At 64.1% G+C, this 23,935-nt stretch carries 21 protein-coding genes; 17 read left to right on the forward strand and 4 right to left on the reverse strand.

All coding sequences use genetic code 11. From position 1 onward, the window contains the following. From AC1RDJ_RS26795 to AC1RDJ_RS26805, 3 genes are all read left to right on the forward strand, one after another. Positions 1 to 1,309, forward strand: a 1,309-nt coding sequence (locus tag AC1RDJ_RS26795) for a sensor histidine kinase (protein WP_493029265.1), incomplete at its 5' end; no start/stop codon positions are given. A 33-nt stretch (positions 1,310 to 1,342) separates the two neighbouring features. After that, entirely contained in the window at positions 1,343 to 1,990 is a 648-nt protein-coding gene (locus AC1RDJ_RS26800; protein ID WP_071322413.1) for a response regulator, read from the forward strand. A 223-nt stretch (positions 1,991 to 2,213) separates the two neighbouring features. Beyond that, positions 2,214 to 3,785 (forward strand): GGDEF domain-containing protein, encoded by a 1,572-nt coding sequence (locus AC1RDJ_RS26805; RefSeq protein WP_071322412.1) that lies wholly within the window; start codon positions 2,214 to 2,216, stop codon positions 3,783 to 3,785. A gap of 87 nt (positions 3,786 to 3,872) precedes the next feature. On the opposite strand, the gene AC1RDJ_RS26810 is transcribed toward AC1RDJ_RS26805, so the two are convergent. Genes AC1RDJ_RS26810 through AC1RDJ_RS26820 form a run of 3 tightly spaced genes read right to left on the reverse strand, consistent with a single transcriptional unit; the run spans position 3,873 to position 8,067 of the window. Further along, positions 3,873 to 5,084 (reverse strand): class I SAM-dependent methyltransferase, encoded by a 1,212-nt coding sequence (locus AC1RDJ_RS26810; RefSeq protein ID WP_493029266.1) that lies wholly within the window; start codon positions 5,082 to 5,084, stop codon positions 3,873 to 3,875. Then, entirely contained in the window at positions 5,081 to 6,019 is a 939-nt protein-coding gene (locus AC1RDJ_RS26815) for a UDP-glucuronic acid decarboxylase family protein (protein ID WP_071322410.1), read from the reverse strand. Before AC1RDJ_RS26815 ends, AC1RDJ_RS26810 begins: the two co-directional genes overlap by 4 nt. After that, positions 6,019 to 8,067 carry a tetratricopeptide repeat protein gene (locus AC1RDJ_RS26820; protein ID WP_493029267.1) on the reverse strand — a complete coding sequence of 683 codons (2,049 nt, stop codon included), beginning with the start codon at positions 8,065 to 8,067 and terminating at the stop codon, positions 6,019 to 6,021. Before AC1RDJ_RS26820 ends, AC1RDJ_RS26815 begins: the two co-directional genes overlap by 1 nt. A gap of 425 nt (positions 8,068 to 8,492) precedes the next feature. Between AC1RDJ_RS26820 and AC1RDJ_RS26825 the strand changes: the two genes are divergently transcribed. The 8 genes from AC1RDJ_RS26825 to AC1RDJ_RS26860 all read left to right on the forward strand — a co-directional run bounded on the left by AC1RDJ_RS26825 (position 8,493) and on the right by AC1RDJ_RS26860 (position 16,445). Next, positions 8,493 to 9,980 carry a flagellin N-terminal helical domain-containing protein gene (locus AC1RDJ_RS26825; protein ID WP_071322408.1) on the forward strand — a complete coding sequence of 496 codons (1,488 nt, stop codon included), beginning with the start codon at positions 8,493 to 8,495 and terminating at the stop codon, positions 9,978 to 9,980. A gap of 84 nt (positions 9,981 to 10,064) precedes the next feature. After that, positions 10,065 to 10,430 carry a flagellar protein FlaG gene (locus tag AC1RDJ_RS26830; protein ID WP_071322407.1) on the forward strand — a complete coding sequence of 122 codons (366 nt, stop codon included), beginning with the start codon at positions 10,065 to 10,067 and terminating at the stop codon, positions 10,428 to 10,430. A 230-nt stretch (positions 10,431 to 10,660) separates the two neighbouring features. Further along, the gene (gene fliD / locus AC1RDJ_RS26835) at positions 10,661 to 13,339 is read left to right on the forward strand and encodes a flagellar filament capping protein FliD (RefSeq protein ID WP_289885296.1); all 2,679 of its coding nucleotides are present in this window, start codon (positions 10,661 to 10,663) and stop codon (positions 13,337 to 13,339) included. Between the two features lie 21 nt (positions 13,340 to 13,360). Continuing rightward, the gene (gene fliS / locus AC1RDJ_RS26840; protein WP_071322406.1) at positions 13,361 to 13,807 is read left to right on the forward strand and encodes a flagellar export chaperone FliS; all 447 of its coding nucleotides are present in this window, start codon (positions 13,361 to 13,363) and stop codon (positions 13,805 to 13,807) included. A 3-nt stretch (positions 13,808 to 13,810) separates the two neighbouring features. Then, complete coding sequence (locus AC1RDJ_RS26845) at positions 13,811 to 14,137, forward strand: flagellar protein FliT (protein WP_289885295.1); 327 nt, start codon at positions 13,811 to 13,813, stop codon at positions 14,135 to 14,137. A gap of 17 nt (positions 14,138 to 14,154) precedes the next feature. Then, positions 14,155 to 15,354: a flagellar hook-length control protein FliK gene (gene fliK / locus AC1RDJ_RS26850; protein WP_493029268.1), complete on the forward strand. Its 1,200-nt coding sequence runs from the start codon at positions 14,155 to 14,157 to the stop codon at positions 15,352 to 15,354. Continuing rightward, the gene (locus AC1RDJ_RS26855) at positions 15,347 to 15,673 is read left to right on the forward strand and encodes an EscU/YscU/HrcU family type III secretion system export apparatus switch protein (RefSeq protein WP_071322403.1); all 327 of its coding nucleotides are present in this window, start codon (positions 15,347 to 15,349) and stop codon (positions 15,671 to 15,673) included. The genes fliK and AC1RDJ_RS26855 overlap by 8 nt, the downstream gene beginning before the upstream one ends. Positions 15,674 to 15,698: 25 nt before the next feature. After that, a complete protein-coding gene (locus AC1RDJ_RS26860; protein ID WP_083411645.1) occupies positions 15,699 to 16,445 on the forward strand; it encodes a flagellar brake protein in 747 nt (248 codons plus the stop codon). An 84-nt stretch (positions 16,446 to 16,529) separates the two neighbouring features. Here AC1RDJ_RS26860 and fliE read toward each other — a convergent pair whose 3' ends face one another. Beyond that, positions 16,530 to 16,871, reverse strand: coding sequence for a flagellar hook-basal body complex protein FliE (fliE, locus tag AC1RDJ_RS26865; RefSeq protein ID WP_493029289.1), 342 nt, complete (start codon positions 16,869 to 16,871; stop codon positions 16,530 to 16,532). A gap of 286 nt (positions 16,872 to 17,157) precedes the next feature. On the opposite strand from fliE, the gene fliF reads away from it, so the two are divergent. The 6 genes from fliF to AC1RDJ_RS26895 all read left to right on the forward strand — a co-directional run bounded on the left by fliF (position 17,158) and on the right by AC1RDJ_RS26895 (position 23,812). Next, positions 17,158 to 18,873, forward strand: a complete 1,716-nt coding sequence (fliF, locus tag AC1RDJ_RS26870) for a flagellar basal-body MS-ring/collar protein FliF (RefSeq protein WP_493029269.1) — start codon at positions 17,158 to 17,160, stop codon at positions 18,871 to 18,873. Beyond that, positions 18,866 to 19,864 (forward strand): flagellar motor switch protein FliG, encoded by a 999-nt coding sequence (gene fliG / locus AC1RDJ_RS26875; protein ID WP_034787109.1) that lies wholly within the window; start codon positions 18,866 to 18,868, stop codon positions 19,862 to 19,864. The genes fliF and fliG overlap by 8 nt, the downstream gene beginning before the upstream one ends. 43 nt (positions 19,865 to 19,907) lie before the next feature. Next, positions 19,908 to 20,609 carry a flagellar assembly protein FliH gene (locus AC1RDJ_RS26880; protein ID WP_493029290.1) on the forward strand — a complete coding sequence of 234 codons (702 nt, stop codon included), beginning with the start codon at positions 19,908 to 19,910 and terminating at the stop codon, positions 20,607 to 20,609. A gap of 89 nt (positions 20,610 to 20,698) precedes the next feature. Further along, complete coding sequence (gene fliI, locus AC1RDJ_RS26885; protein ID WP_232251296.1) at positions 20,699 to 22,015, forward strand: flagellar protein export ATPase FliI; 1,317 nt, start codon at positions 20,699 to 20,701, stop codon at positions 22,013 to 22,015. 32 nt (positions 22,016 to 22,047) lie between these two features. Next, positions 22,048 to 22,488 (forward strand): flagellar export protein FliJ, encoded by a 441-nt coding sequence (fliJ, locus tag AC1RDJ_RS26890; RefSeq protein ID WP_071322397.1) that lies wholly within the window; start codon positions 22,048 to 22,050, stop codon positions 22,486 to 22,488. A gap of 19 nt (positions 22,489 to 22,507) precedes the next feature. Continuing rightward, the gene (locus tag AC1RDJ_RS26895) at positions 22,508 to 23,812 is read left to right on the forward strand and encodes a flagellar hook-length control protein FliK (protein WP_493029270.1); all 1,305 of its coding nucleotides are present in this window, start codon (positions 22,508 to 22,510) and stop codon (positions 23,810 to 23,812) included. Positions 23,813 to 23,935: the final 123 nt, after the last annotated feature.

The following is a 23,935-nucleotide window of genomic DNA, read 5'->3' on the forward strand; positions in this document are numbered from 1 at the left end:
CCAGCTGGCTGCCCTTGACGAGGCCGTCGGCGCGCAAGCCATCGTGCACGTGCAGCCCCGGCGCCGCGATGGCAGCCGCTATTCGCTGACGCTGCACCTGTCGCGCGCCAGCCACCAGGGCCGCGCCCTGATCCTGGCCGTGGGCGATGACTTGCGCACGCCGCAGGCGACGGCCGCCGCGCTGGAACAGGTGCAAACGCGCTTTAACGCCATCGTCTCGAATACGCCGGGCCTCGTGTACCAGTTCTGCCTGCACGCGGACGGCCGCAGCGCCTTTCCCTACCTGAGCGACGGCTGCCAGGCCTTGCTGGGGCTGAGTCCGGCGCAACTGCATGCGCGCCCGGAACTGTTCTACCAGCTGATCCTGGCGGACGACCGCGCCTCGTACCTGGACTCGATGCAGGCGTCGAAGACCGCCCTGTGGGGCTGGAACTGGGAAGGCCGCATCTGGGTCGATGCGTGGAAGGATGTGAAATGGATCAACCTGCGCTCCACGCCGCGCGCGCTGGCCGACGGCACGGTGCAGTGGGAAGGCATCATGACGAATATCACCGAAAGCCGGCTCGAACAGATCGAAGTGCGCCAGTCGCGCGCCCGCCTGGCCGAACTGACGGCGCATATCGACAAGGTCAAGGAACACGAGCGCACGCGCCTGGCGCGCGAATTGCACGATGACCTGGGCGGCAACTTGACGGCGATCAAGATGGCGCTGGCCATGCTGGCCCGGCGCCTGCCGCCTGACGATGCCCTGTTGCAAGAAAAAGCCGAGTATGTCGATGCCTTGGTCGACCGCAGCATCGACGCCGTGCACCGCATTTCGCTGGACTTGCGCCCCTCCATGCTGGATCTGGGCATCGTCGCCGCGCTGGACTGGCAGGTGAAGGAATTCGCGCGCCAGGCCGGCATCGAATGCCAGTTCACGTCGAACCGCCAGCACATCGAGCTGGAACTGGACCAGGCCACCAGCCTGTTCCGCATCGCCCAGGAAGCGCTGACGAACATCGCCAAGCACGCGCAGGCGAGCAAGGTCGCGGTGCGCCTGGTCCGGCAGCGCCAGCATCTCGGCCTGTCGATCGCCGACAATGGCGTCGGCATGCGCCTTTCCGACCGCGCCAAGCCGCAATCGTTCGGCATCCGCGGCATGACCGAGCGCGCCAGCGCGCTGGGCGGCACCTTGAGCCTGATGGATGCGCCCGACGGCGGCACCATACTCAGCATAAAAATCAGGCTGGCCTCGCCGCGAGAGGCGATAATAGCGGCTGCAGCCCATGCGCCAGCGCATGCCAGGCCGCCGCAAGACGCAGCCTAGCGTAGGTGAACCAGATAAGAAACGAATGCAGTCATGAAAGAAAAAGCCACCATCCGGGTATTTATCGCCGACGATCACGCGATCGTGCGCGAAGGCTTGAAGCAGATCCTCGCCGATACCCGCGACATCGTCGTTGCCGGCGAAGCGGAAAACGGCCACGACGCCATCAAGCTGTTCCGTGGCTCGAAATGCCAGGTATTGCTGCTCGACATCTCCCTGCCCGACCGCAGCGGCATCGAGGTGCTCAAGCAGATCAAGAAGGAAAAGCCGGAACTGGCCGTGCTGATGCTGTCCATGCACAGGGAAGACCAGTACGCGATCCGCTCGCTCAAGGCGGGCGCCGCCGGCTACCTGACGAAGCAGAGCGCGCCGCGCGAACTGGTGACGGCCATCCGCCAGGTGGCCCAGGGCCTGAAGTACATCAGCGCCTCGCTGGCCCAGGAACTGGCCAACACGGTGGGCGAAGACCACGAAACGGCCCTGCACGACACCTTGTCGGACCGCGAATACCAGACGCTGGTCATGATTGCCTCGGGCAAGACGGTGGGCGCCATCGCCGAGGAGCTGAAACTGTCCGTGAAAACCGTCAGCGAATACCGCGCCCGCTTGCTGGTGAAAATGAAACTCAAGAATAGTGCCGAACTGACCCATTACGCCATCCGCAACCAGCTGGTCGACTAGCGGGGCACGGCGGCCGGATGCCGCCGACACGGCATGCAGGCTGGCATCTGGCGAATTGGATGGACTTCTCCTTGCTTCTCGCACAATAAGTTCTTTGCCAACTCGCATATCATGAGGATAATTAGAATATATCTAAAAAGGCTTTGCCTACATGTCCAGTAAATTGCCATCTTCGCCAGCAAATACACCGGCTGGCGCCACGAATACCGCCGCCGGTGCGGCGATGAACCCGGCCGACATCGCCCGCGAAGCGTTTCGCCGCCTGGCGACGCGCCGCATCGCGCCCACGCCGGGCGCCTACCGCGACATCTACAATGAAATCGCCGGCATCAGCGAACCGGCTGACCCGCCGGCAGCGCCCGCGGCCGTGCTGGCCGCCAGCGCCCCGACGGAAAACGGCGCGGAAAACGTGCTGACGCAGTTTGCCGCCAAGATGAGCGAATCGGCGGGCGAACTGGGCGACTTCGGCCGCCGCTTCCAGCGCGCCCTGAAGGCGCGCGACTGGGACAGCTATGCGCGCACCCTGGCGCAGCTGGCGGAAAAACAGGCCAAGAAAGGCGGCGGCATCGAATTGCCGCCCCTGCCGGACGGCGAACAGACGCGCACCCTGCGCGAATTACTGAGCCGCACCCTGGGCTTTGCCGTCGCCACACTGCTGACGGGCACGCCCGCGCTGGTGGAAGAGGCCGAATCGCTGGGCGCCGCCATCAAGCAGGCGCACACGGAAGAGGCCCTGAACGAGGCGGCCCTGCGCCTGAAACAGCTGTGCTACCAGATTGAACTGAAGAGCGGCGATACGGCCGAGCAGCAGGAACTGCTGCTGCGCCTGTTCAAGCTGCTGCTCGACAACGTCAGCCAGTTGCTGGACGACGACAGCTGGCTGCGCGGCCAGGTCGATGCCGTGCAAAACCTGATCGCCGGCCCGCTGGACCAGCGCGCGCTGGAAGACGCCACGCGCAGCCTGAAGGAAGTCATCTACAAGCAAAGCCAGCTCAAGCACAGCCTGTCCGACGTCAAGCTGACGGTGAAGAACATGATGATGACCTTCATCGACCGCCTGGGCCAGGTGGCGGCCAGCACGGGCGACTTCCACGAAAAGATCGGCGGCTATTCGGAAAAGATCAGCCAGGCGGAAAACATCAGCGAACTCAATCACGTGCTCGACGAAGTACTGCGCGAAACGCGCATGGTGCAGAACGAAGCGTTGCGCGCACGCGACAAGATGGTGCTGGCGCGCCAGGAAGTGCAGGATGCGGAACAGCGCATCCACACGCTGGAAGCCAAGCTCCAGCATATGAGCGAACTGGTGCGTGAAGATCAGCTGACGGGCAGCCTGAACCGCCGCGGCCTCGACGACGTGTTCGAACGCGAGACGGCCCGCTCCGACCGCCGCGGCACGCCGCTGTGCATCGCCATGCTGGACCTCGATGACTTCAAGCGCCTGAACGACACCTACGGCCACCTGGCCGGCGATGCGGCCCTGAAACACCTGGTGAAGATCGTCAAGGAAACCCTGCGCTCGATGGATGTCATCGCCCGCTTCGGCGGCGAGGAATTCCTCATCCTGCTGCCGGAAACCACGGTCGATGCGGCCGCCTCGACCATGACGCGCCTGCAGCGCGAGCTGACCCGGCATTTCTTCCTGCACGACAACGAGAAAGTCTTGATCACGTTTTCCGCCGGCGTGGCCCTGCGCCTGCCCAACGAAGACCAGGCCGAACTGGTCAAACGCGCCGACCGCGCCATGTACCAGGCCAAGCAGACGGGCAAGAACCGCGTGGTGGTGGCCGACTGAGCCGCCTCTCACGGCAGCAGCCAATAAAAATGCCGCTCATCGAGCGGCATTTTGCATTCCGGCGCCTGCTGGGCGCCTGGCGGGAAATCAGCGGTAAGGATGCTCGTCGGCAAAGAAATCGATCAAGCCGCCTTCGTGCTCGATCAGGATGGACTTGGCGACGATGCCTTCGCGCGCCATTTCGGCGGCGATATCGCGGGCGCGCCACTGCGTGGGGATGATGACGACGTCGACCGGCGCCGTTTTCAGCACGTCGCGGTAGACGATTTCCTGGCCCAGGCCAGGCACGAAGGTGCCGGCCTTGTCCGGATCGGAGTCGACCACGAGAGGGAAGCGCTGCGCGTCGGCGCCGAACTGGTGCATGAAGGCGGCGGCCTTGCCCGTGCCGCCCCAGATGGCCACGCGCTGGCCGCCGGTGGCCAGGGTGTCGAGCTGGGCGGCAATGGTCTTGCGGCTGCGCTGGGCGGCAACGGCAAATGCGTTGCTGTGGCGCGCCTGGTCGCGCAGCGCCTTCGGCACCTGCAGGCGCACCAGCGCATACACGACCTCGCCGTCATAGCCGTGCGCCAGCTGCACCACCTCGCCGGCCCGCTGCATCAGGGTGCGGAACGATTCCGTCGTGAAATGCGACATGTGTTCATAGAAGAAATCGGCCAGGCGGCCCGTGGCGAAGACGCGGTCGATGCACGGCACTTCGGCAAACAGCCAGCACGGCTGCTCCGAGCGCGAGGCGGCCCACGCCATCTGCTCGACCAGGGAGGCGGGATCGGTCAGGTGCTCGAGCACGTGGCGGATCACCAGCGCATCGGGCGCAAACTCAGGCACATCCTGCAGCGGCTGGAAATAGCGCGCATGAAACTCCACGCCGCGGCCCGTTTCCGGCGTGGCATTCGGGTCGAAACCGATGAAACGCCCCTGCTCGCCCCTGGCGTCGGCCAGCGCGCGCACGAAATGGCCTTCGCCGCAACCGATGTCGATCACCGTGGGCGAGGCCGGCAAGCGGGCCAGCAGCACGTCGCGCGTATCGGCCAGGTGGCCTTTCCAGATACCGCCCTTGTTGAACATGCGGTTGGGATTGTTTTGGTAGGGAATGGCGTCATAGGAAAACGCGCGGTTCCACACATGCGCGCACTGCGGGCACTGCACGAAATCGTGCGGCTGCACGGCCATCGCCTGCGCTTCGGCCGCGCTGGCCGGCCAGCCCAGGGTGGCCAGGGCTTGCTGGCCGCCATCGAAAAACGCCGCCGCCACCGTGTGGGCGCAGACCGGGCACACGGCCGGGAGCAATTGCTGTTTCATGCAAAGATCACTTTCTTGAAGTAGGCGATGGTTTCTTTCAAGCCATCATGCAGGCTCACCGTCGGTTCCCATTCCAGGGCGGCGCGCGCCTTGGCGATATCGGGCTGGCGGCGCACGGGGTCGTCGGCCGGCAGCGGGCGGAAGACCAGTTCGCTTTTCGATTCCGTCAGGCGCAGCACCAGCTCGGCCAGTTCGCGGATGGTGAATTCGGAGGGATTGCCCAGGTTCATGGGACCGATTTCCTGGGTCTGGTTCATCATGCGCACCATGCCCTCGATCAAATCGTCGACATAGCAGAACGAGCGCGTCTGCTGGCCGTCGCCGTACAGGGTGATCGGTTCGCCGCGCAGCGCCTGCACGATGAAGTTGCTGACGACGCGGCCGTCGTTCGGATGCATGCGCGGGCCATAGGTATTGAAGATGCGCACGACGCGGATATCCACGGCCGACTGGCGGTGGTAATCGAAAAACAGGGTTTCGGCGCAGCGCTTGCCTTCATCGTAGCAGGCGCGCGGGCCGATCGGGTTGACATGGCCCCAATAATCCTCGCGTTGCGGATGCACTTGCGGATCGCCATACACTTCCGAGGTGGACGCCTGCAGAATGCGCGCGCGCTTGCGCTTGGCCAGGCCCAGCATGTTGATGGCGCCCAGCACCGAGGTCTTGGTGGTCGAGGTCGGGTCGTTCTGGTAATGCACGGGACTGGCCGGGCACGCCAGGTTGTAGATGCGGTCGACTTCCACGTACAGCGGCAGCCAGACGTCGTGGCGCAGCAGCTCGAAGCGCTTGTGGCCCAGCAGGTGGCGGATATTGTCCTTGCTGCCCGTGTAGAAATTATCCACGCACAGCACGTCGTGGCCATCGGCGATCATGCGGTCGCACAGGTGCGAGCCGAGGAAGCCGGCGCCGCCGGTAATCAGGGTGGTACGCGACATTATTCTTCTCCTGCGTTATCAATCACAGCCATCCGCGCCCGCCACATGCCCCACATGGCGTCTTCGAAATGGCGCGCAAAGCGCGGCGCGTCGTACAGGGGCGAGGCCAGTACCTGGGCGCGCAGGCCGCCGCGCAGGGCTGCCAGGGACGCCAGGTCACCGGCTTTCTGAACGGCAATAGCCACATACGCGTCATCATCGGCGGCGATCCAGTCCGGCAAGCCCGCATTGTGCAGGACCGATTCGCCCAGGTGCGACAGGAAGCGGTCGCCCTTGCGCGTGACGATGGGCAAGCCCATCCACAGTGCTTCCATGCTGGTGGTACCGCCCGGATACGGGAAGGGATCGAGCACGATGTCGGCTTGCTGGTAGGTGGTCAGCAACTCTTGCCGCGACGACGGCCCTTCCAGGCGCAGGCGTACGGCAGGAATGCCGTGCGCGGCAAAGCGCGCCAGCGTATGGGTACGCACGCCGGCGTCACCCAGCTGCGGATTTTTCAGGAACAAGCGCGCATCGGGCACCTGCTGCAGCGCCCTGGCCCAGACGGCCACCACGTCATCATTCATCTTGCCCAGATTATTAAAGCAGGCAAACGTCACATAGCCATTCTCCAGCGCGGGCAAGGGCGCCACCGCCAGGTCGAACTCGGGCGCGGTAAAGCACAGATAGCTGTCGGGCATGCGCCACAGGGTTTCCGTGAACTGGTCTGCCTCGCCTGGCGGCGCGACAAAGCGGTCGCCCAGCAGATAGTCGATCTGCGCCACGCCCGTGGTGGCAAAATAACCGAGCCAGGTGGCTTGCACGGGGGCCGGCCGCCAGGCGAACAGCGGCAGGCGGTTTTCCGCCGTATGTCCGCTCAAGTCCAGCAGCACATGCACGCCATCGGCGTCGATCATGGCGGCGGCAGCCTCGTCGGTCTTGTCATGGATAGGGCGCCAGGCGGAAAAATGGGGAGCGAGGCGGTTCGTCAGCTCATCGACCTTGACGACCGTGGGATAGGCGATCAGTTCCACGGTTTCGCTATTGAGCGAGGCGAGCAAGCTTTCCAGGAAGTAGCCGACGGGATGGCGGCGCAAGTCGCCCGACACGATACCGATACGCAGGCGCGTGGGATCCTTGCGGCAAGCCCAGCGGCGAAATGGCTGGGCGGCATAGGCCGTGACAGCCTTGCCAAAACGCAATGCCTGCTCGAAACGCTTGGCAGGCGACCCCGTGGAATTGTAATTTTGCAAAAACAACAGGTTGCTATGGGCGCCAAAAAAGTCGGGCACCATGCTGAAAGCCTTGCGATAGCTCAACTCGGCTGCAGCGTAGCGCCCCAGCTCCTGCTGGACAAGACCTATATTGTTCAATATTTCCGCATCGCCGGGAAAGAAACGTTGCGCTTTCTGCATGCACGGCAGCGCTGCACGGGCCCTGCCCTGCATTTGCAGGGCGGCGCCCAGCATTTTCCAGCCCAGGCCATCGCGCGGCGCGCGGCGCGTGGCGGCGCGCGCCTCCACCTCCATGTCCGCATAATGGCCACGGTCAAACAGGGCCGTCAAACGCTCGGAAAGCTTCTGATCGGCGCTCATGGCCTTCTTGCCATGCGCCGCCATGGCGTCGCCAGCCAGGCCGGCATGCTCCTGCCGCTGCTCTTCCAGCAATTTTTGCTCCAGCTGATCGACCGCCAGGCTATCGAGCCCATGGCGGCGTCCCAGTAGCAGCGTCTGCTGCGCCAGGTCGATCTGCCCGGCCAGCATCAGCGCTTCTATATAGTCGAGCCAACTGGTCGATTGCTCGGGCTCGGCCCCCAGCACGGCGGCAAAGTGCGGCAGGCTGCCTGCCGCATCGCCCGTACGCAAGTACAGCAATCCCAGCTGGCGATTGGCGAACGCTTCCTCGGGCGCCAGTTCGAGCACGGCAAAGAACAGCTGTGCCGCCTCGTCATAGCGCTCCGCGCGCAGATGTTGCTGCGCCTGCTCCAGGGCCTCGCCGACGGCTTGCTCTATTTCCTGCGGCCGTGGGGCAATGGAGGCGCCGCTGGCAGCCATATTAGTCGTTGTCATAAAAACTCATGGTTAGGCGAAGTTGCGCTGCCATCGCCGTGACGGCAGGCAGGACGTGTGATGGGAACAATCTTACCAGTTGTAACCAAGCATCATTCCACGAGCAGGCGGGGAATACGCCCATATATGGGGGCTTAAAAACCGCGGCCGGCAACCGGCATACGCTTCCTGGGTCCTCAACAGACGGGCATGCGGGTAAAAATAAAACTTTTTTTGCCCTCAAGTTTTGTTTTTACCTGCCGTCTAGCGGGCCGCTCCACGGAAAGCTGAGGGTGAAAAAATAAAATAAAGAATGTTTTTTCCTATCAACTTTTTCAGGCGGCCACCGATAAACATTACAACGACGGTTTGATTGCTTCAAAGTACAGAGGCAGACCAACGTGAATAGCACATAGCGCAATGTAGTACCTGTCTGGAGAATTAAAATGGCTGCAGTAATTAACACCAACATCGCTTCCCTGAACTCGCAACGCAACCTGTCGACCTCGCAATCGGCCTTGACCACCTCGCTGCAACGCCTGTCCTCCGGCCTGCGTATTAACAGCGCCAAAGACGATGCCGCCGGCCTGTCGATTTCGGACCGCATGACGTCGCAAATCAACGGCATGACGCAAGCGACCCGCAACGCCAATGACGGCGTGTCGCTGGCGCAAACGGCCGAGGGCGCACTGTCGAGCTCGGGCGACATCCTGCAACGCATCCGCCAACTGGCCGTGCAATCGTCGAACGCCACCAACTCGGCCAGCGACCGCCAGGCTCTGCAAACCGAAGTCGGCCAGCTGAACTCGGAATTGAACCGTATCGCCACCACCACCTCGTTCAACGGCCAGGCTTTGCTGGACGGCACCATGGGTACGGCTAACTTCCAGGTCGGCGCCGATGCCAACCAGTTGATTTCGGCCAATGGCGCGAACTTCCTGACCAGCACCTACGGCAACAACCGCGTGGAAAATGCTGCAGTACAAGCAGCGGCCGCCACCAGCGCCACCAACGGTGGTTCGATCAAGATCTCGGGCAAGTTCGGCGCCGCCGACGTCGCCACGGACGCCACCTCGTCGGCCAAGTCGATTGCCGCCGCCGTCAATGCCAAGACCGCCAACACCGGCGTAACGGCTGACGCCCGCACCGATGTCAACCTGGCCCTGGGCGTGGAAGCATATTCGTTCAAGATCAACTCGGACAACTCCAATGCAGCGGACGCCGTGACCGTATCGTTCGCCGTCACCGGCACCGCTGGCACGGCTGCCGACTTTGCCGCCGGCATCAACGCGATCAATGCGCAAACGGCCAAGACGGGCGTGACCGCCCAGTACGATGCCTCCCAGGGCGGCATCAAGCTGAGCAATGCATCCGGCGCGGATATCAAGATCAGCAACACGCAGACCAACGCCAAGCTGGACGTGAAAACGTACGACGAAAAAGGCGTGAAGCTGGCAGCGGCAGCATTCGATGCCAAAACCTCGACCGCCGTCGCCGTGGCCAACGGCCGCGTCACCTTCGATGGCGACAGCAGCTTCTCGGTCAGCGAAACGTCGGCTACCGGCCTGAAACTGACGGGCGGCGTAGCTGTTGGCGCCAACCAGGGTTCGAGCCTGAAATCGGTCGCCACGCTGGACGTCACCACGTTCGAAGGCGCCCAGCTGGCACTGAAGATCACGGATGCAGCCTTGTCCACGGTCAACAGCCAACGCGCGCAGTACGGTGCTTTGCAATCGCGCTTCTCCTCGGCGATCGCCAACCTGCAATCGACGACGGAAAACCTGTCGGCCTCGCGCAGCCGCATCGTCGATACCGACTTTGCTGCAGAAACGGCCAGCATGACCCGTGGCCAGATCCTGCAACAAGCTGGTACCGCCATGCTGGCACAAGCGAACTCGCTGCCAAACGGCGTGCTGAGCCTGCTGCGCGGTTAATCTTCGATTAGCCACGCGACATCGCTGGACTCAGGTTCCCCTGCCGGATTTTTTCGGCAGGGGAATTTTCACTAGGGGAGCAACATGACTATCGACACCATAGCTGCCGCCTCCGCAGCGCGCATCGACAAGAACTACCCGGCCGCGGAACCGGCCGCCGCACGTCCGCAGGCATCACGCAACGCGGGTACCGGCATCGACGCCACGGCCAACGGCAAGGAACCGAGCCGCGAACAGCTGGACCAGGCCGTTTCGGAGCTGAACCAGTCGCCACAGGTCAAGACCCAGGGCTTGCAATTTTCCATCGACGAAGACAGCCAGCGCACCGTGGTCAAGATCATCGACCAGGAAACGCAGGAAGTCCTGCGCCAGATCCCGACCCGGGAAGCACTGGAAATTGCCAAGTCATTTGCCTCGGCAAAAGGCCAGCTGATCAGCCAGAGCGCATAATTCATGCCGGCAAGAAACGCAGGATCAGTGCTATACAGCAAAGAAACCGCGAGCAAGGGCCAGCCAGCCACCTGGACTGGCCCTGTTTTTTAATGCAGTTCACACGACAACATCCCCGCATTCCGGCCTGCCTGCTCAGGCAACTGAAAACAGAAGCGTAAAAGCCCCTCTCAAGTCCTGATTGATTCTGCCGATAACAGCTTATATTAGTGTTTTCCTAGGAGCATGTAGTGGCCATCTCACCAACCTTATCTTCCCCAGGCATCGGCAACAGCACGCTGGACGTCACCGCCCTCATCGATAAGCTGATGACCGCTGAAGCGCTGCCCCTGGCGACGTACGACAAGAAAACCGCTTCCTACCAGGCCAAGCTGAGCGCGCTGGGTACCCTGAGCGGCGCCGTGGGCGCCTTCCAGACGTCGCTCTCGGGCCTGAGCAACAGCAACAATTTCCGCGCCGTCTCGGCGATGCCTGCCGACCCGCTCGTATTTACGGCCTCTGCCGGCGCCAAGGCCGTGGCTGGCAATTACAACATCAATGTCAGCCAGCTTGCGCAATCGCAAACCCTGACCTCGGCTGGCTACGCCAGCAAGATTTCCACCATCGGCTCGGGCGCCAAGACCACCATTTCATTTCAATTAGGTAATGTTAGCGGTGGCATCTTCGGCATGAAAGGTACGGCACTCAGCGGTACCACTTTGCAAAACGGCATCAACAACGGCTCCCTGACCCTGAATGGCACGGCCATTCCCACCGACAGCACCACCAAGAGCACGCGCGCGCTGGCCGAAGCCATCAACGCCAAGAGCAGCACCACGGGCGTGACGGCCACGGCACAGCCGGCCGCCAGCAGCGCCACCCTATTCGCCGGCTATGGCAATGTGGCCACCGGTGCAGATGGCACGTATTCGCTGTCCGTTGGCGGCATCAATATCGTTACGCAGGGCAATGGCGTGGGCGCCGGCGCCGGCATCACGGGCGCCTCGCTCGATACCACCCTGGCCGGCCCGAACGCCGTCTCGAATGCCCTGGCGGAAGCAAACATCACCGTCAGCGGCAAGGCTGCCGACGGCACCCTGCAATTTACGCGCGCGGACGGCTCCAACATCCAGATCGAGGAAGTGGTGACGGGCGACGTCAAGGGCGGCATCGGCCATGCCTCGACGGCCACCAACACGGGATTTAACGTCACCGTTGCCAGCTCCATCACGCTCGCCTCGACCAACGGCAGCCCCATCACGGTGGGCGGCAGCAATCCGGCGGCGGCCGGACTGACGGCCGGCGCCGGCGGCGCGTATATCGGCAGCGGCTTTACCCAGGATGCCACGCAGGCGACGGGCACGGTGGTCATCGATTCGACGAACAATTCGCTGCAGGGCATCCGCGACGCCATCAACAATGCGGGCCTGGGCGTGACCGCCAGCATCGTTTCCGACGGCACGGACAAGCCCCACCATCTGGTGCTGAGCTCGTCGAAGTCGGGCGCCAATTCAAGCATGAAGATTTCGCTCAGCGGCAGCGACGGCCAGCCGGCCGACAGCGCGCTGAGCGATTTGCTGTCCTATGATGCCTCGGGCACGCAAAACCTGAAACAGAACAGCGCCGCGCAGAACACCATGCTCAGCGTCAATGGCATTCCCATCACGAACAGCTCGAACAGCATCGACAGCGCCATCGAAGGCGTGACCCTGAACGTGCTGAAGGTGGGCAGCAGCTCGCTGTCCGTGTCCAAGGATACGACGACGGTGAAGACCGGCGTCACCGCCTTCGTCAAGGCCTACAACGACTTGAACGCGTCGATCGCCAAGATGACGTCGTATAACGCGGAAACCAAGCAGGCCGGCGTCATGCTCGGCGATTCGACGACGCAATCGATCCAGTCCCAGCTGCGCAAGCAGCTGAGCACATCGATCACCGGACTGGCAGGCAACCTGAAGACCCTGGACCAGGTCGGCATCACCTTCCAGAAAGACGGCAGCCTGGTGCTGGACTCGGCCGTGCTGGACAAGGCCATCAGCGCCAACTTCTCCGACGTGGCCGGCCTCTTCTCGGCCCTGGGGAAAACCACGGACAGCAACGTCAGCTTCACCAGCTCGACGGCCGCCACCAAGCCCGGCTCGTATGCGCTGAACATCACCAACATGGCCAGCCAGGGCACCCTGAGCGGCACCGTGGCCTTGCCGGCCTCGACGACGATCGCCAGCGACACCACCTGGAGCGTCACCTTGAATGACACGGACCCTGCCGCTGCCAAGAATACGGCCACCGTGACCATTCCTGCTGGCAATTACACACCGGCCCAGCTGGCCGGCATGATCCAGTCGTCGATCAACGGCGTAAAAACCTTCAGCGACAATGGCGGCTCGGTGACGGCTTCGATCGACGGCAATGGCCGCCTGGTGGTGGCGTCGGCCCGTTACGGTTCCGTCTCCAACCTGGCCGTTTCCTCCGTCACCGGCACGACCGTGGATTCGCTGATCGGCGCGGGCGTCACGCCCACCAAGGGTACGGACGTGGCCGGCACCATCGGCGGCCAGGCCGTCATCGGTTCGGGCCAGACCCTGACGGGCGCGCCCGGTTCGCCGGCCGACGGCCTGAAGATCGAAGTGACGGGCGGCGGCCTGGGAGACAGGGGCACGGTGAGCTTCTCGCAAGGCTATGCCTACCAGCTGAACAACCTGGCCGCTTCCTTCCTCGGCACGGACGGCATCATCACGGGCCGCACCACGGGCATCAACAACAGCATCAAGGATGTGGCCGACCAGCGCCAGCGCTTTGCCGACAAGCTGACCACCATCGAAGCGCGCTACCGGGCCCAGTACACGCGCCTCGACGTAACGCTGAGCAAAATGGCGACCACCCAATCCTATTTGACCCAGCAGCTGGCCGCCCTTGCCGCCAACCGCTAAGCGCTATCATCAGGAGAACATATGTTTGGAACCCAACAACGCGGCGTCAATGCCTATGCCAAGGTCGGCCTGGAAACGGGTATCGTCTCGGCCTCGCCGCACAAGCTGATCGTGATGCTGTACGACGGCGCCCTGGTGGCCGTGCTCAGCGCGCAGATGCACATGAAATCGGGCAACGTGCCGGAAAAAGGCAAGTCCATCTCGAAAGCCATCCAGATCATCGACAACGGCTTGCGCGCCAGCCTGGACAAGGAAGTGGGCGGCCAGATCGCCGAGGGCCTCGACGCCCTGTATGAATACATGAGCGCGCGCCTGCTGACGGCCAATCTGAACAACGATATCGCCATGCTGGAAGAAGTGCAGCGCCTGCTGACCGACTTGCGCGAAACCTGGAACGCCATTGGCGCCACGCCCGCCGCCGCCCCCGGCGCCGATTTGAAACGTATGCCCAGCCTTGCGAGCGCCTGATCCATGATGACGAATCAAGAAGTATTGACCACCTACGAAGCCATGCAGACCCTGACGGGCCAGATGGTGACCGCCGCCACCAACGCCGACTGGGACGAGCTGGAAGTGCTCGAGCAGCGCATCGGCGCGCATGTGGCCGCCCTGAAGGCGAATGAGGAAAAGGTCGTGCTGGAAAGCGCCGGCCGTTTGCGCAAGGTTGCCATGATCAAGCAGATCCTGGAAGACGACCGCAAGGTCCGCGACCTGACCATGCCGTGGATGGCGCAATTGTCCAAGCTGATCAATAACACCGGCACCGAACGGCGCCTGGCCAACGCCTACGGCGTTTAAACACGGGCGGGGGCGGCATGCTGCCGAAGATGGATGCCATCGGCATGACGCCCCTGACCCCGGTCAAGGTCACGCGCCCGGCCGACAGCGTCGCCGATCCGCGCCAGGCCGAGTTCCAGCGCTCGCTGCAGGGACTGATCGGCAAATCCATGCAGGGGCAAGTGCTGGCCCGCATGGGCGACGGCAGCTACCTGGTGCGCGTGGCCGGCACGCCGGCCCGCATGCAGCTGCCCGCCGGCGCCCAGCTGGGCACGGAAATCCCGCTGACCTTGATCGGCATCAATCCCCGCCCCTCTTTTCAAATAGGCAATAACCGCGACCAGCCGGCCAGCGCCCTGCTGACGTATGCGGACGCGGAAGCGGAACCCGAGGCGGCCGACCTGCGCGGCCCCCAGGCCGGCGCCGCCCAGGCAGGCACGCGCGCCAGCAGCACGGCCGCCACCCTGCTCAGCCGTGCGCCCCTGACACCGGCCAACCTGCTGCCGGCGCTGGCCGGCGACACGCCCGCGCCGGAACTGAGCACCACCGCGCGCGCCATCAGCAGCGTGCTGGTGCAGGCGGAAAGCGCGCCCGGCGCGCCGCTGTCGCTGGTGGGCAAGACCCCCTTGATAGCCGCGCCCGGCGCCGATCCCGCCCAGGTGGCGCACAAGCTGCGCGACGCCGTCGGCAGCAGTGGCCTGTTCTATGAATCGCATGTGGCGGAATGGGCCGAGGGCAAGCGTCCGCTGGCCTCGCTGCTGCTGGAGCCGCAGATGCAGAAGGCCGCCCAGGGCGAAACCCAGAAAAGCGGCACCGACCTGGCCTCGGCACAACTGATCAATCTGCAGCTGCATACGCACGAACAGGCGCGCGTGCAGTGGCAGGGCGAGGCGTGGCCGGGCCAGAAGATGCAGTGGGATATCGCGAAAGATGCGCCGGAAGGCGGCCAGCACGATGGCCGCGACGGCGACGAAGAGGCCACGGCGTGGCGCAGCAGCGTGCGCTTCCAGTTTCCCCTGCTGGGCGACCTGGCCGCGCAAGTGGTGTTGCAGGGCGGCAGAGTGGCGATCCAGATGCAGGCCGGCAGCGAAGGCAGCGCCGAGACCCTGCGCCAGCATGCGGCGCGGCTGGAAGCGGCGCTCGACGCGGCGGGCTGGCCCTTGTCGTCGCTGACGATCGCCGGCAAGCCGGACGCCGCCGAAGCGCCGGACGCGGCGCCAGGAGACGGCGATGCTTGACGACACCAAGCGCAAGGTGCCGCAGACGGCCGTCGCCCTGGCCTACCAGAGCGGCGCGCCGGCGCCCAAGGTGGTGGCCAAGGGCAGCGGCCTGATCGCCGACCAGATCATCAGCACGGCGCGCGAGCACGGCGTCTTCGTACATGAATCGAAGGAATTGGTGGCCTTGCTGATGGATGTCGACCTCGACCGCCAGATCCCGCCCGGCCTGTATCGGGCGATTGCGGAACTGCTGGCCTGGTTATATCATATTGAATCTGCGAACGGCGGCCCCATCCCGCCGCCGCCCGACACCAGCTCTCTTCCCATCGATACATAGACAGGCATCAATGCAAGCACATATTATGGATTCCGGCCTCGAAAACTGGCATGACTTTGAAGTGGAATCGCGGCGGGAAATCATCGCCCTGTTACGCAGCATCGGCGAAAAGAACCAGCTGATCCGAATGCTGATCCACGGTGAATCCGATGTGTGCGTCACCTCGATCCTGGAAGTCGATGCGGAGCGCAACACCGTCATCCTCGACCGCTCCGTCAATGCCGACCAGAACCGGCGCATGGTGGCCGCCACCGGCATCTCGTTTGAAACCTCGCTCGACAAGATCCGCATCCTGTTCGCCAGCGCCCTGGTGGAAGAGTGCCAATACGAGGGTACGCCAGCCTTGAAGATTGCCGTGCCGGAAACCCTGATCCGCTTGCAGCGGCGCGAGTATTACCGCATGACGACGCCCGTCAGCAATCCCGTGCGCGTCTCGATTCCATTGCCGCCCGCGCTGGGCGGCGCCGACACGCTGTTCCCGCTGGCCGACATCAGCTGCGGCGGCATCGCCATCCTCGACAACAAATTGATGCTGGGCGAGACCATCGGCAGGGATTATCCGGGCTGCCGCATCGACTTGCCCGACGTCGGCATCGTCACCGCCACCTTGCAGATCCGCAACTCGCTGGACATGACTTTGCTCAACAATAAGCTGAACCGCCGCCTCGGCTGCCAGTTCGTCGACTTGCCACGCAGCATGCTCGCGCACGTGCAGCGCTATATCACGCGGCTGGAACGCGAGAGGAATGCACGCATGGCAGGGCTGGGTTGATATTCAAGCAGTGACCCAGAACGAAGACTGGGGTCGAACCTGATGGTCGGACCCCGCCGTTCGTGACATACACATATAAGAACCTTACACCTGCATATTCATGATCTCATGATAGGCAGCAACCAACTTGTTGCGCACCTGTACCGTGGCCTGGAATTCGATGCTGGACTTTTGCATCGATACCATCACGTCTGACAGGCTGACTTTCTCGTCGCCCATGGTAAAGCGCTGGCCCATGGCCGACGACGCCTTTTGCGCGCCGCTGACGGATTCCAGCGCGCCCTTGAACGCATCGGCGAAGTTCACCTTGGCTGCCGGGGCCTCGGTCTGGATTGCCGGCACTTTCGCTTCCGGCCGCGTGGCCGCCGACTTCAGCTGCGCGATCATCGCCTCGATCCTGCTGCTATCGATACCGCCTGTTTTCACCTTGCCTCCCGATTCTCGTCTATTCCTGCTTGTTGCTTCCAGAGAACAAAACCCTGGCCAGCAAGGCAACGCCGGGTACAATAACTTCCACCACGTGTTGCCAGGGTTCCACAATACCAGCGCAAAAGCCAGCCACTCGGCCGAGCAGGCGGCAAAAGCGCCTTCTATTTGGACGATTGAAGCGCGCGACAGTGGCGGATAATTCTGCATATCGCCCCTCCTCCCGAGGAAGCGGCCCCCACGCACCACCCGATAACTGTCAAACCACGCGCCCCGGAAGGCAATCATGGCTGTAGCCGAAGAAATCGATGTGAACCGCATACCACCGGAAGCAGCGCCCGCGCGCTCTCCCGTGGAGTCCGTGCAAGCCTTCGCCAAGACGCCGATGGGCAAGAATTTCCTGCGCGGCCTGGGCGTGGCGGCATTGATCGCCATCGGCGCGGCCCTCTACATGTGGAACCAGCCGCCCGAGTACAAGGTGCTGTTCTCCAACTTCACGGACCGCGACGGCGGCGCCATCACCGCATCGCTGGACCAGCTGGGCATCAAGCACAAGTTTTCCGAAGGCGGCGGCGCCATACTCGTGCCGTCCGAGCAAGTTCACGATGCGCGCCTGAAGCTGGCCGCGCAAGGCTTGCCGAAAGGCGGCAACGTGGGTTTCGAGCTGATGGAAAACCAGAAGCTGGGCGTGTCGCAATTCCTGGAACAGGTCAATTTCCAGCGCGCACTGGAAGGCGAACTGGCGAAATCGATCGAATCCGTGTCCGCCGTCGACACGGCCAGAGTCCACCTGGCCTTGCCGAAACCGTCCGTCTTCGTGCGCGAACAGCAAAAACCGACGGCTTCCGTGCTGCTGAACCTGCATCCAGGCCGCGGCCTGGACCAGCTGCAGGTGAGCGCCATCGTGCACCTGGTGGCGTCCAGCGTGCCGGAATTGCTGCCGATCAATGTCACCGTCGTCGACCAGGCGGGCACCTTGCTGTCGAACCAGGAAAAGGACAAGGACCGCGCCAACGGCATCAAGAGCCTGGACCCGAACCAATTGAAGTACGTGCAGCAGTTGCAGCAAAGCGTGATCAAGCAGGTCGAATCGATCCTGCTGCCCATCGTCGGCGAAGGCAATGTGCGCGCCGAAGCGACGGCCGACGTTGATTTTTCGCAAAGCGAGCAGGCGGCCGAAACCTACAAGCCGAACTCGCCGCCGGAAGCGTCCACCATCCGCAGCCAGCAAACGAGCGAATCGACGGGCGCCGGCAATGCCAACCCGTCCGGCGTGCCCGGCGCGCTGTCGAACCAGCCGCCTGGCGTGGCCACGGCACCGCTGACGGCCGAAGCGCCGGGCGTGGCGGCCGGCGCGCCGACGGCGCCGACGCAAAAGGAATCGACGACGAATTATGAAGTCGACAAGACCGTGCGCTACGAACAGAAATCCATGGGCGGCCTGCGCCGCCTGTCGGTGGCCGTGGTCGTCAACTACCGCCGCGTCATCGGCAAGGATGGCAAGGTCACGGTAACGCCGATTTCCCCTGCCGAAATGGTCCAGATCAACAATCTGGTCAAGGAAGCGATGGGCTACAACAAGGATCGCGGCGACAGCTTCAGCGTGGCCAATTCGCCGTTCGACGGCATCGACCGCGCGCCGGAAAGCAAGCTGGAGTGGTGGCGCGACCCGGCCAACTTGCCGCTGGCCAAGGAATTGGCGAAATTCCTCATCACGGCCCTGATCCTGCTGTACATTTTCATCAAGATCGTGCGCCCGATGCTGCGCCCCGTGATGCGCAAGATCGACGATTTCGGCGCGCCGCCGCCCGTCGTCGAGCCGGAACTGGCCAAGACGGACGAAGAAAACGAAGTCCTGCTCAGCGAAGCCGAGCTGGAAGAACTGGAAGAAGACACGGCCCGCGGCTACCGCGAAAACCTGGCGATGGCCAGGAAACTGGCGCAGGAAGACCCGCGCGTGGTGGCCAACGTAATCAAAGCATGGGTAGGCAATAATGACTGAGACAACGGGACTGCAAAAAGCGTCCATCCTGATGCTGGCCCTGGGCGAGAGCGAAGCGGCCGAAGTGATGAAATTCCTCGGCCCGCGCGAAGTGCTGAAGCTGGGCGCCGCCATGGCCACCATGAAGGGCATCGCGCACGAGCAGGTGGTCGAGGTGCTGGACGACTTCCGCGCGCAGACGGAACTCAATTCCACCGTCGGCCTCGATTCGGACGAATACATCCGCCAGGTGCTCACCAAGGCGCTGGGCGACGACAAGGCCTCCGTGCTGCTGTCGCGCATCCTGGGCGGCAAGGACGCATCCGGCATCGAATCGCTGAAGTGGATGGATTCGCAATCCGTGTCCGAGCTGATCCGCAACGAACACCCGCAGATCATCGCCACCATCCTCGTCCACCTGGAACGCGACCAGGCTTGCGAAATCCTCGGCCACTTTACCGACCGCCTGCGCAACGACGTGGTCTTGCGCATCGCCACGCTGGACGGCGTGCAGCCGGCCGCCTTGCGCGAACTCAACGACGTGCTGACGAAACTGCTGTCGGGTAACGAAAACATCAAGAAATCGTCGCTGGGCGGCGTGCGCGCGGCGGCCGAGATCTTGAACTTCATGAGCGGCGAGCAGGAAGGCTCCGTCATGGACAATATCAAGAACTACGACAACGACATGGCGCAAAAGATCATGGACGAAATGTTCGTGTTCGACAACGTGATCGACATCGACGACCGCGGCATCCAGCTGCTGCTGCGCGAAGTGCAGTCGGAAATGCTGATCATCGCCCTGAAAGGCGCCTCGCAAGAGCTGCGCGACAAGATCTTCAAGAACATGTCGCAGCGCGCCGGCGAGATGATGCGCGAAGACCTCGAGTCGAAAGGCCCCGTGCGCCTGTCGGAAGTGGAATCGCAGCAGAAACAGATCCTGCAGATCGTGCGCCGCCTGGCGGACGAGGGGCAGATCGTCCTAGGCGGAAAAGGCGAGGATTCGTTTGTCTAATTTAATTCCCAAAGAGCAACAAACCGCGTACCAGCGCTGGGAAATGACCTCGTTTGGCGACGAGCGCCCCAGCGTGGTGGCCGCGCGCAAGCTGCTCGAACCGGAACCCGAGCCGGAGTTCGATCCGTTTGCCGAGCTGCACGAGGAAGAGCTGGCGCCGCCGCTCGAATACCCGACGCAGGAAGAACTGGACGCCATCCGCGAGGAGGCGCGCGCCACCGCATTCGAGGAAGGCCGCGCGGCCGGCTATGCGGAAGGCCATGCGGCCGGGCACGCCGACGGCCACGCGCAATCCTATGCGGAAGGCAAGGCCGTCTCCGCCGTGGAACTGGCGCACCTGCAAACCATCGCCGTCGACTTTGGCACGGCCGTGCAGCAGGCCGACGAACTGATCGCCAATGACGTGATGGAGCTGGCCTTGCAGCTGGCCAAGGGCATGCTGAAGACGGCCTTGCCCGTGCGTCCCGAGCTGATGCTGCCCGTGGTGCGCGAAGCCATCGAATACTTGCCAGTCCTGCAACAACCAGCCTTGCTGATGCTCAATCCAGAAGATGCGCAAGTGGTGCGCGACGGCATCGGCGACGAGCTCGACAAGGGCGGCTGGCGCGTCATCGAAGACCCGAGCGTGGAACGCGGCGGCTGCAAGATCGACACGGCCAGCAACCAGATCGACGCGCAGACGTCCACCCGCTGGCACCGCCTGACGCATGCGCTGGGCAAAGACCTGGACTGGCTGGCGCCGTGAGCGAGCCCGTCAAAGGCCCTCCTGCCCACGCGGCGCGCTGGCGCGCCTACCTGAGCGACTGTTCGGCCGTGGTCGGCTTCGTCGAGCCGATGCAGGTGTCGGGCCGGGTCACGCGCGTGGCCGGCCTCGTGATGGAAGCCGTGGGCCTGCGCCTGGCTGTCGGCGCCGCCTGCACCGTGCCGCTGCCGAATGGCGGCCGGGTCGAGGCGGAAGTGGTGGGCTTCGAAGGCGACCGCCTGTTCCTCATGCCGCAAAGCGACGTCGAAGGCATCGTGCCCGGCACGCGCGTGTTTTCCGTCGAACCGGCCATCCCCCGTCCCGGCAGCGTGGCCCATCCGCGCCGCCGCCCCAGCGACCGCGCGCGCCACCTGCCCGTGGGGCCGCAGCTGCTGGGCCGCGTGCTCGATGGCGCGGGCCGCCCGCTCGACCAGCTGGGTCCGCTGCACACGACCGACAGCGCCCCCATCAACGTGCGCCCCGCCAATCCGCTGGGCCGCGCGCCCATCGTCGACACCCTGGACGTGGGCGTGCGCTCGATCAATGCCATGCTGACCGTGGGCCGTGGCCAGCGCATGGGCCTGTTCGCGGGTTCCGGCGTAGGGAAAAGCGTGCTGCTGGGCATGATGGCCCGCTACACGGAAGCGGACGTGATCGTCGTCGGCCTGATCGGCGAACGGGGACGCGAGGTGAAGGAATTCATCGAACAGATCCTCGGCGCCGAAGGCCTGGCCCGCTCAGTCGTCGTGGCCGCGCCGGCCGACACGCCGCCGCTGATGCGCCTGCAAGGGGCCGCCTATGCGACGGCGATTGCCGAGCATTTCCGCGACCAGGGACAAAACGTATTGTTGATCATGGATTCGCTGACCCGCTACGCCATGGCGCAGCGCGAAATCGCCCTGGCCATCGGCGAGCCGCCCGCCACCAAGGGCTATCCGCCATCCGTCTTCGCCAAGCTGCCCGTGCTGGTGGAGCGGGCCGGCAATGGCGAGGAAGGCGGCGGCTCGATCACGGCCTTCTACACCGTGCTGACGGAAGGCGACGACCAGCAGGACCCGATCGCCGACTCGGCGCGCGCCATCCTGGACGGGCATATCGTGCTGAACCGGCGCCTGGCCGAGGCCGGTCACTATCCGGCCATCGACATCGAACAGTCGATTTCGCGCGCCGCCCACTCGATCACCACGCCCGAGCACCAGCAGCAGGCGCGCAAGCTGAAACAGCTGTATTCGCGCTATGAACGCAGCCGCGACCTGATCAGCGTGGGCGCCTACAGCGCCGGCACCGATCCCGTGCTGGACCAGGCCATCGCCCTGCATGAAAAGATTGAAGCGTTTTTGCAACAGCAAATCACGGAGCGGGTCAGCATGGACGAGAGCTTGGGGCAACTTACCGCTCTATTCGACTGATTAGGGCTTGCACACGGGGAATATAATCAGTCATGGCCTCTCCTTCCCAACTTGCCACCCTGATCGACCTTGCGCAGCGCGAAACGGACGACTGCGCCAAGCGCCTGGGCGCGGCCCTGAAAGCGCTCGACGATTGCCGCGAAAAGCTGGACATGCTGTCCGGCTACCGCGACGACTATGCCAAGCGCTTCGAAGCGAGCATGAGCAACGGCATCACGCCCATGGCTTACCGCAACTTCCAGGCCTTCATGGTCAAGCTCGACAGCGCCATCCTGGGCCAGCAGCAAGTGGTCGAGCATGCGCAGGCGCGCAGCGAGAATGAAAAGATGCGCTGGCAACTGGCCGAACGCAAGCGCATGTCGTACACCACCCTGAACAACCGGGCACAGGAACAGGCGCTGAAGCTGGAAAACAAGCGCGACCAGAAGGCAATGGATGAGCACGCGGCTCGACAAGCCTATTACAAACGCTAAGCAACACAGAGGCAGCACCATGCAAACCCTGCAAAACCCGATTTCCCAGATTGTCTCGCCGAATGCCACGCCTGGCCCGGCCAACCGCGCCCAGCCGTCCAATGGCGGCAGCGACGGCGACTTCCAGCGCACCCTGAACCGCCAGATCGAACAGCGCCAGGCCAGCCGCAATCTTGCGCAAGCGCAAACAGCACCGGCCCGCCCTGCTCCCGTCCCTGCGCCGGCCCAGGCTGCCGCTCCTGCGCCGGCCGCCAAGGCGCCAGGCAGCGAAGCCAAGCCGGTGCAGCAGCCAGCCGAACAAACCACCGCGCCCGATAGCCAGGCCAGCTCCGCCAATGAAGCAACGACGCCCGCGCCGGCAGCCAAGGATGGCAGCGAGGCCGAGGCCAGCGTGCCAGCCACCGCCGCCGCTGCGGTACCGCCGCCAGCCGACCCGGCCGCCGAGATGCTGGCCCTCGTAGGCAGCATCCAGTTGGCCATGCAGACACCGGCAGCGTCTGCCAAGGCGACGCCGGAACTGGCGCCGCGCACCGGCGTCAAGGCCGACGGCAAGAGCCTGGCGGCCACCGCCCTGCAACTGGCTGGCCAGGGCAGCGGCAAGGCCGCAGCCGCCGCGCAAGCGGACGGTGGCGACTTCGCCGACAGTCTGGTCCAGGCCCAGGGCAAGGCGGCCACCACGGCGCAGCCTGGCGCCAGCCTGCCCGGCGCCAGGGGCGAGGCGGGCAAGCTGGCCATCGACGCCCAGCTGGCGGCAACCGTCAAGGCGGGCAGCGCCATGACCGAAGCACTGCCGAAGGAAGCGCCTGCCGACCTGAGCCGCCTGGCGGCGACCCTGCAGCCAGGCGCGCTGCAACAGGCGGCCGCGGCGGCAGCCGTGCCGGCGGACAAGCTGGCGGGCCGCGTCGGCACGCCGGCCTGGGACCAGCAGCTGGGGCAGAAAGTCGTGTGGATGGCGGCCGGCGGCGACCAGAGCGCCACCCTGACCCTGAATCCGCCCGACCTCGGCCCCTTGCAGGTGGTCTTGACGGTGACCAATGACCAGGCCGACGCGGCCTTCATGTCGGCCCAGCCCGAGGTACGCCAGGCGCTGGAAGCGGCCATGCCGCGCCTGCGCGAGATGATGAGCGAAGCGGGCATCGCCTTCGGCAGCGCCACGGTCTCGGCCGGCACGCCGGAACAGCAAAACCATGGCAACGGCGAGGCGTCGGACGGACGCCGCGGCAATGGCCAGGGTAGCGGCGTCGCCGGCGGCGAGATCGCCATCGCGCCAGCCACGGGCACGCGCGGCAGGGCGACCCTGGGCGCCGTGGATACCTTCGCCTAGCGGCAATTCGTCGCCCGCAGGCCACAGCGGCGGCCCGCGCTGGAACTTTTCGTGCAGAAACATCGAGTTGAGGGCGCTTCCGCCCTCTTTTCACTGCATCCTTCTGCGCAGAATTTGCCGATA

The organism is Janthinobacterium sp. GW822-FHT07H10, from assembly GCF_058798675.1.

Bases quoted from the DNA above. Each gene is read 5' to 3' on its own strand.
- AC1RDJ_RS26800 (WP_071322413.1), top strand. From the start codon at position 1,343: ATGAAAGAAAAAGCCACCATCCGGGTATTTATCGCCGACGATCACGCG.
- AC1RDJ_RS26805 (WP_071322412.1), top strand. From the start codon at position 2,214: ATGAACCCGGCCGACATCGCCCGCGAAGCGTTTCGCCGCCTGGCGACG.
- AC1RDJ_RS26810 (WP_493029266.1), bottom strand. From the start codon at position 5,084: ATGAAACAGCAATTGCTCCCGGCCGTGTGCCCGGTCTGCGCCCACACG.
- AC1RDJ_RS26815 (WP_071322410.1), bottom strand. From the start codon at position 6,019: ATGTCGCGTACCACCCTGATTACCGGCGGCGCCGGCTTCCTCGGCTCG.
- AC1RDJ_RS26820 (WP_493029267.1), bottom strand. From the start codon at position 8,067: ATGACAACGACTAATATGGCTGCCAGCGGCGCCTCCATTGCCCCACGG.
- AC1RDJ_RS26825 (WP_071322408.1), top strand. From the start codon at position 8,493: ATGGCTGCAGTAATTAACACCAACATCGCTTCCCTGAACTCGCAACGC.
- AC1RDJ_RS26830 (WP_071322407.1), top strand. From the start codon at position 10,065: ATGACTATCGACACCATAGCTGCCGCCTCCGCAGCGCGCATCGACAAG.
- fliS (WP_071322406.1), top strand. From the start codon at position 13,361: ATGTTTGGAACCCAACAACGCGGCGTCAATGCCTATGCCAAGGTCGGC.
- AC1RDJ_RS26845 (WP_289885295.1), top strand. From the start codon at position 13,811: ATGATGACGAATCAAGAAGTATTGACCACCTACGAAGCCATGCAGACC.
- fliK (WP_493029268.1), top strand. From the start codon at position 14,155: ATGCTGCCGAAGATGGATGCCATCGGCATGACGCCCCTGACCCCGGTC.
- AC1RDJ_RS26855 (WP_071322403.1), top strand. From the start codon at position 15,347: ATGCTTGACGACACCAAGCGCAAGGTGCCGCAGACGGCCGTCGCCCTG.
- AC1RDJ_RS26860 (WP_083411645.1), top strand. From the start codon at position 15,699: ATGGATTCCGGCCTCGAAAACTGGCATGACTTTGAAGTGGAATCGCGG.
- fliF (WP_493029269.1), top strand. From the start codon at position 17,158: ATGGCTGTAGCCGAAGAAATCGATGTGAACCGCATACCACCGGAAGCA.
- fliG (WP_034787109.1), top strand. From the start codon at position 18,866: ATGACTGAGACAACGGGACTGCAAAAAGCGTCCATCCTGATGCTGGCC.
- AC1RDJ_RS26880 (WP_493029290.1), top strand. From the start codon at position 19,908: ATGACCTCGTTTGGCGACGAGCGCCCCAGCGTGGTGGCCGCGCGCAAG.
- fliI (WP_232251296.1), top strand. From the start codon at position 20,699: ATGCAGGTGTCGGGCCGGGTCACGCGCGTGGCCGGCCTCGTGATGGAA.
- fliJ (WP_071322397.1), top strand. From the start codon at position 22,048: ATGGCCTCTCCTTCCCAACTTGCCACCCTGATCGACCTTGCGCAGCGC.
- AC1RDJ_RS26895 (WP_493029270.1), top strand. From the start codon at position 22,508: ATGCAAACCCTGCAAAACCCGATTTCCCAGATTGTCTCGCCGAATGCC.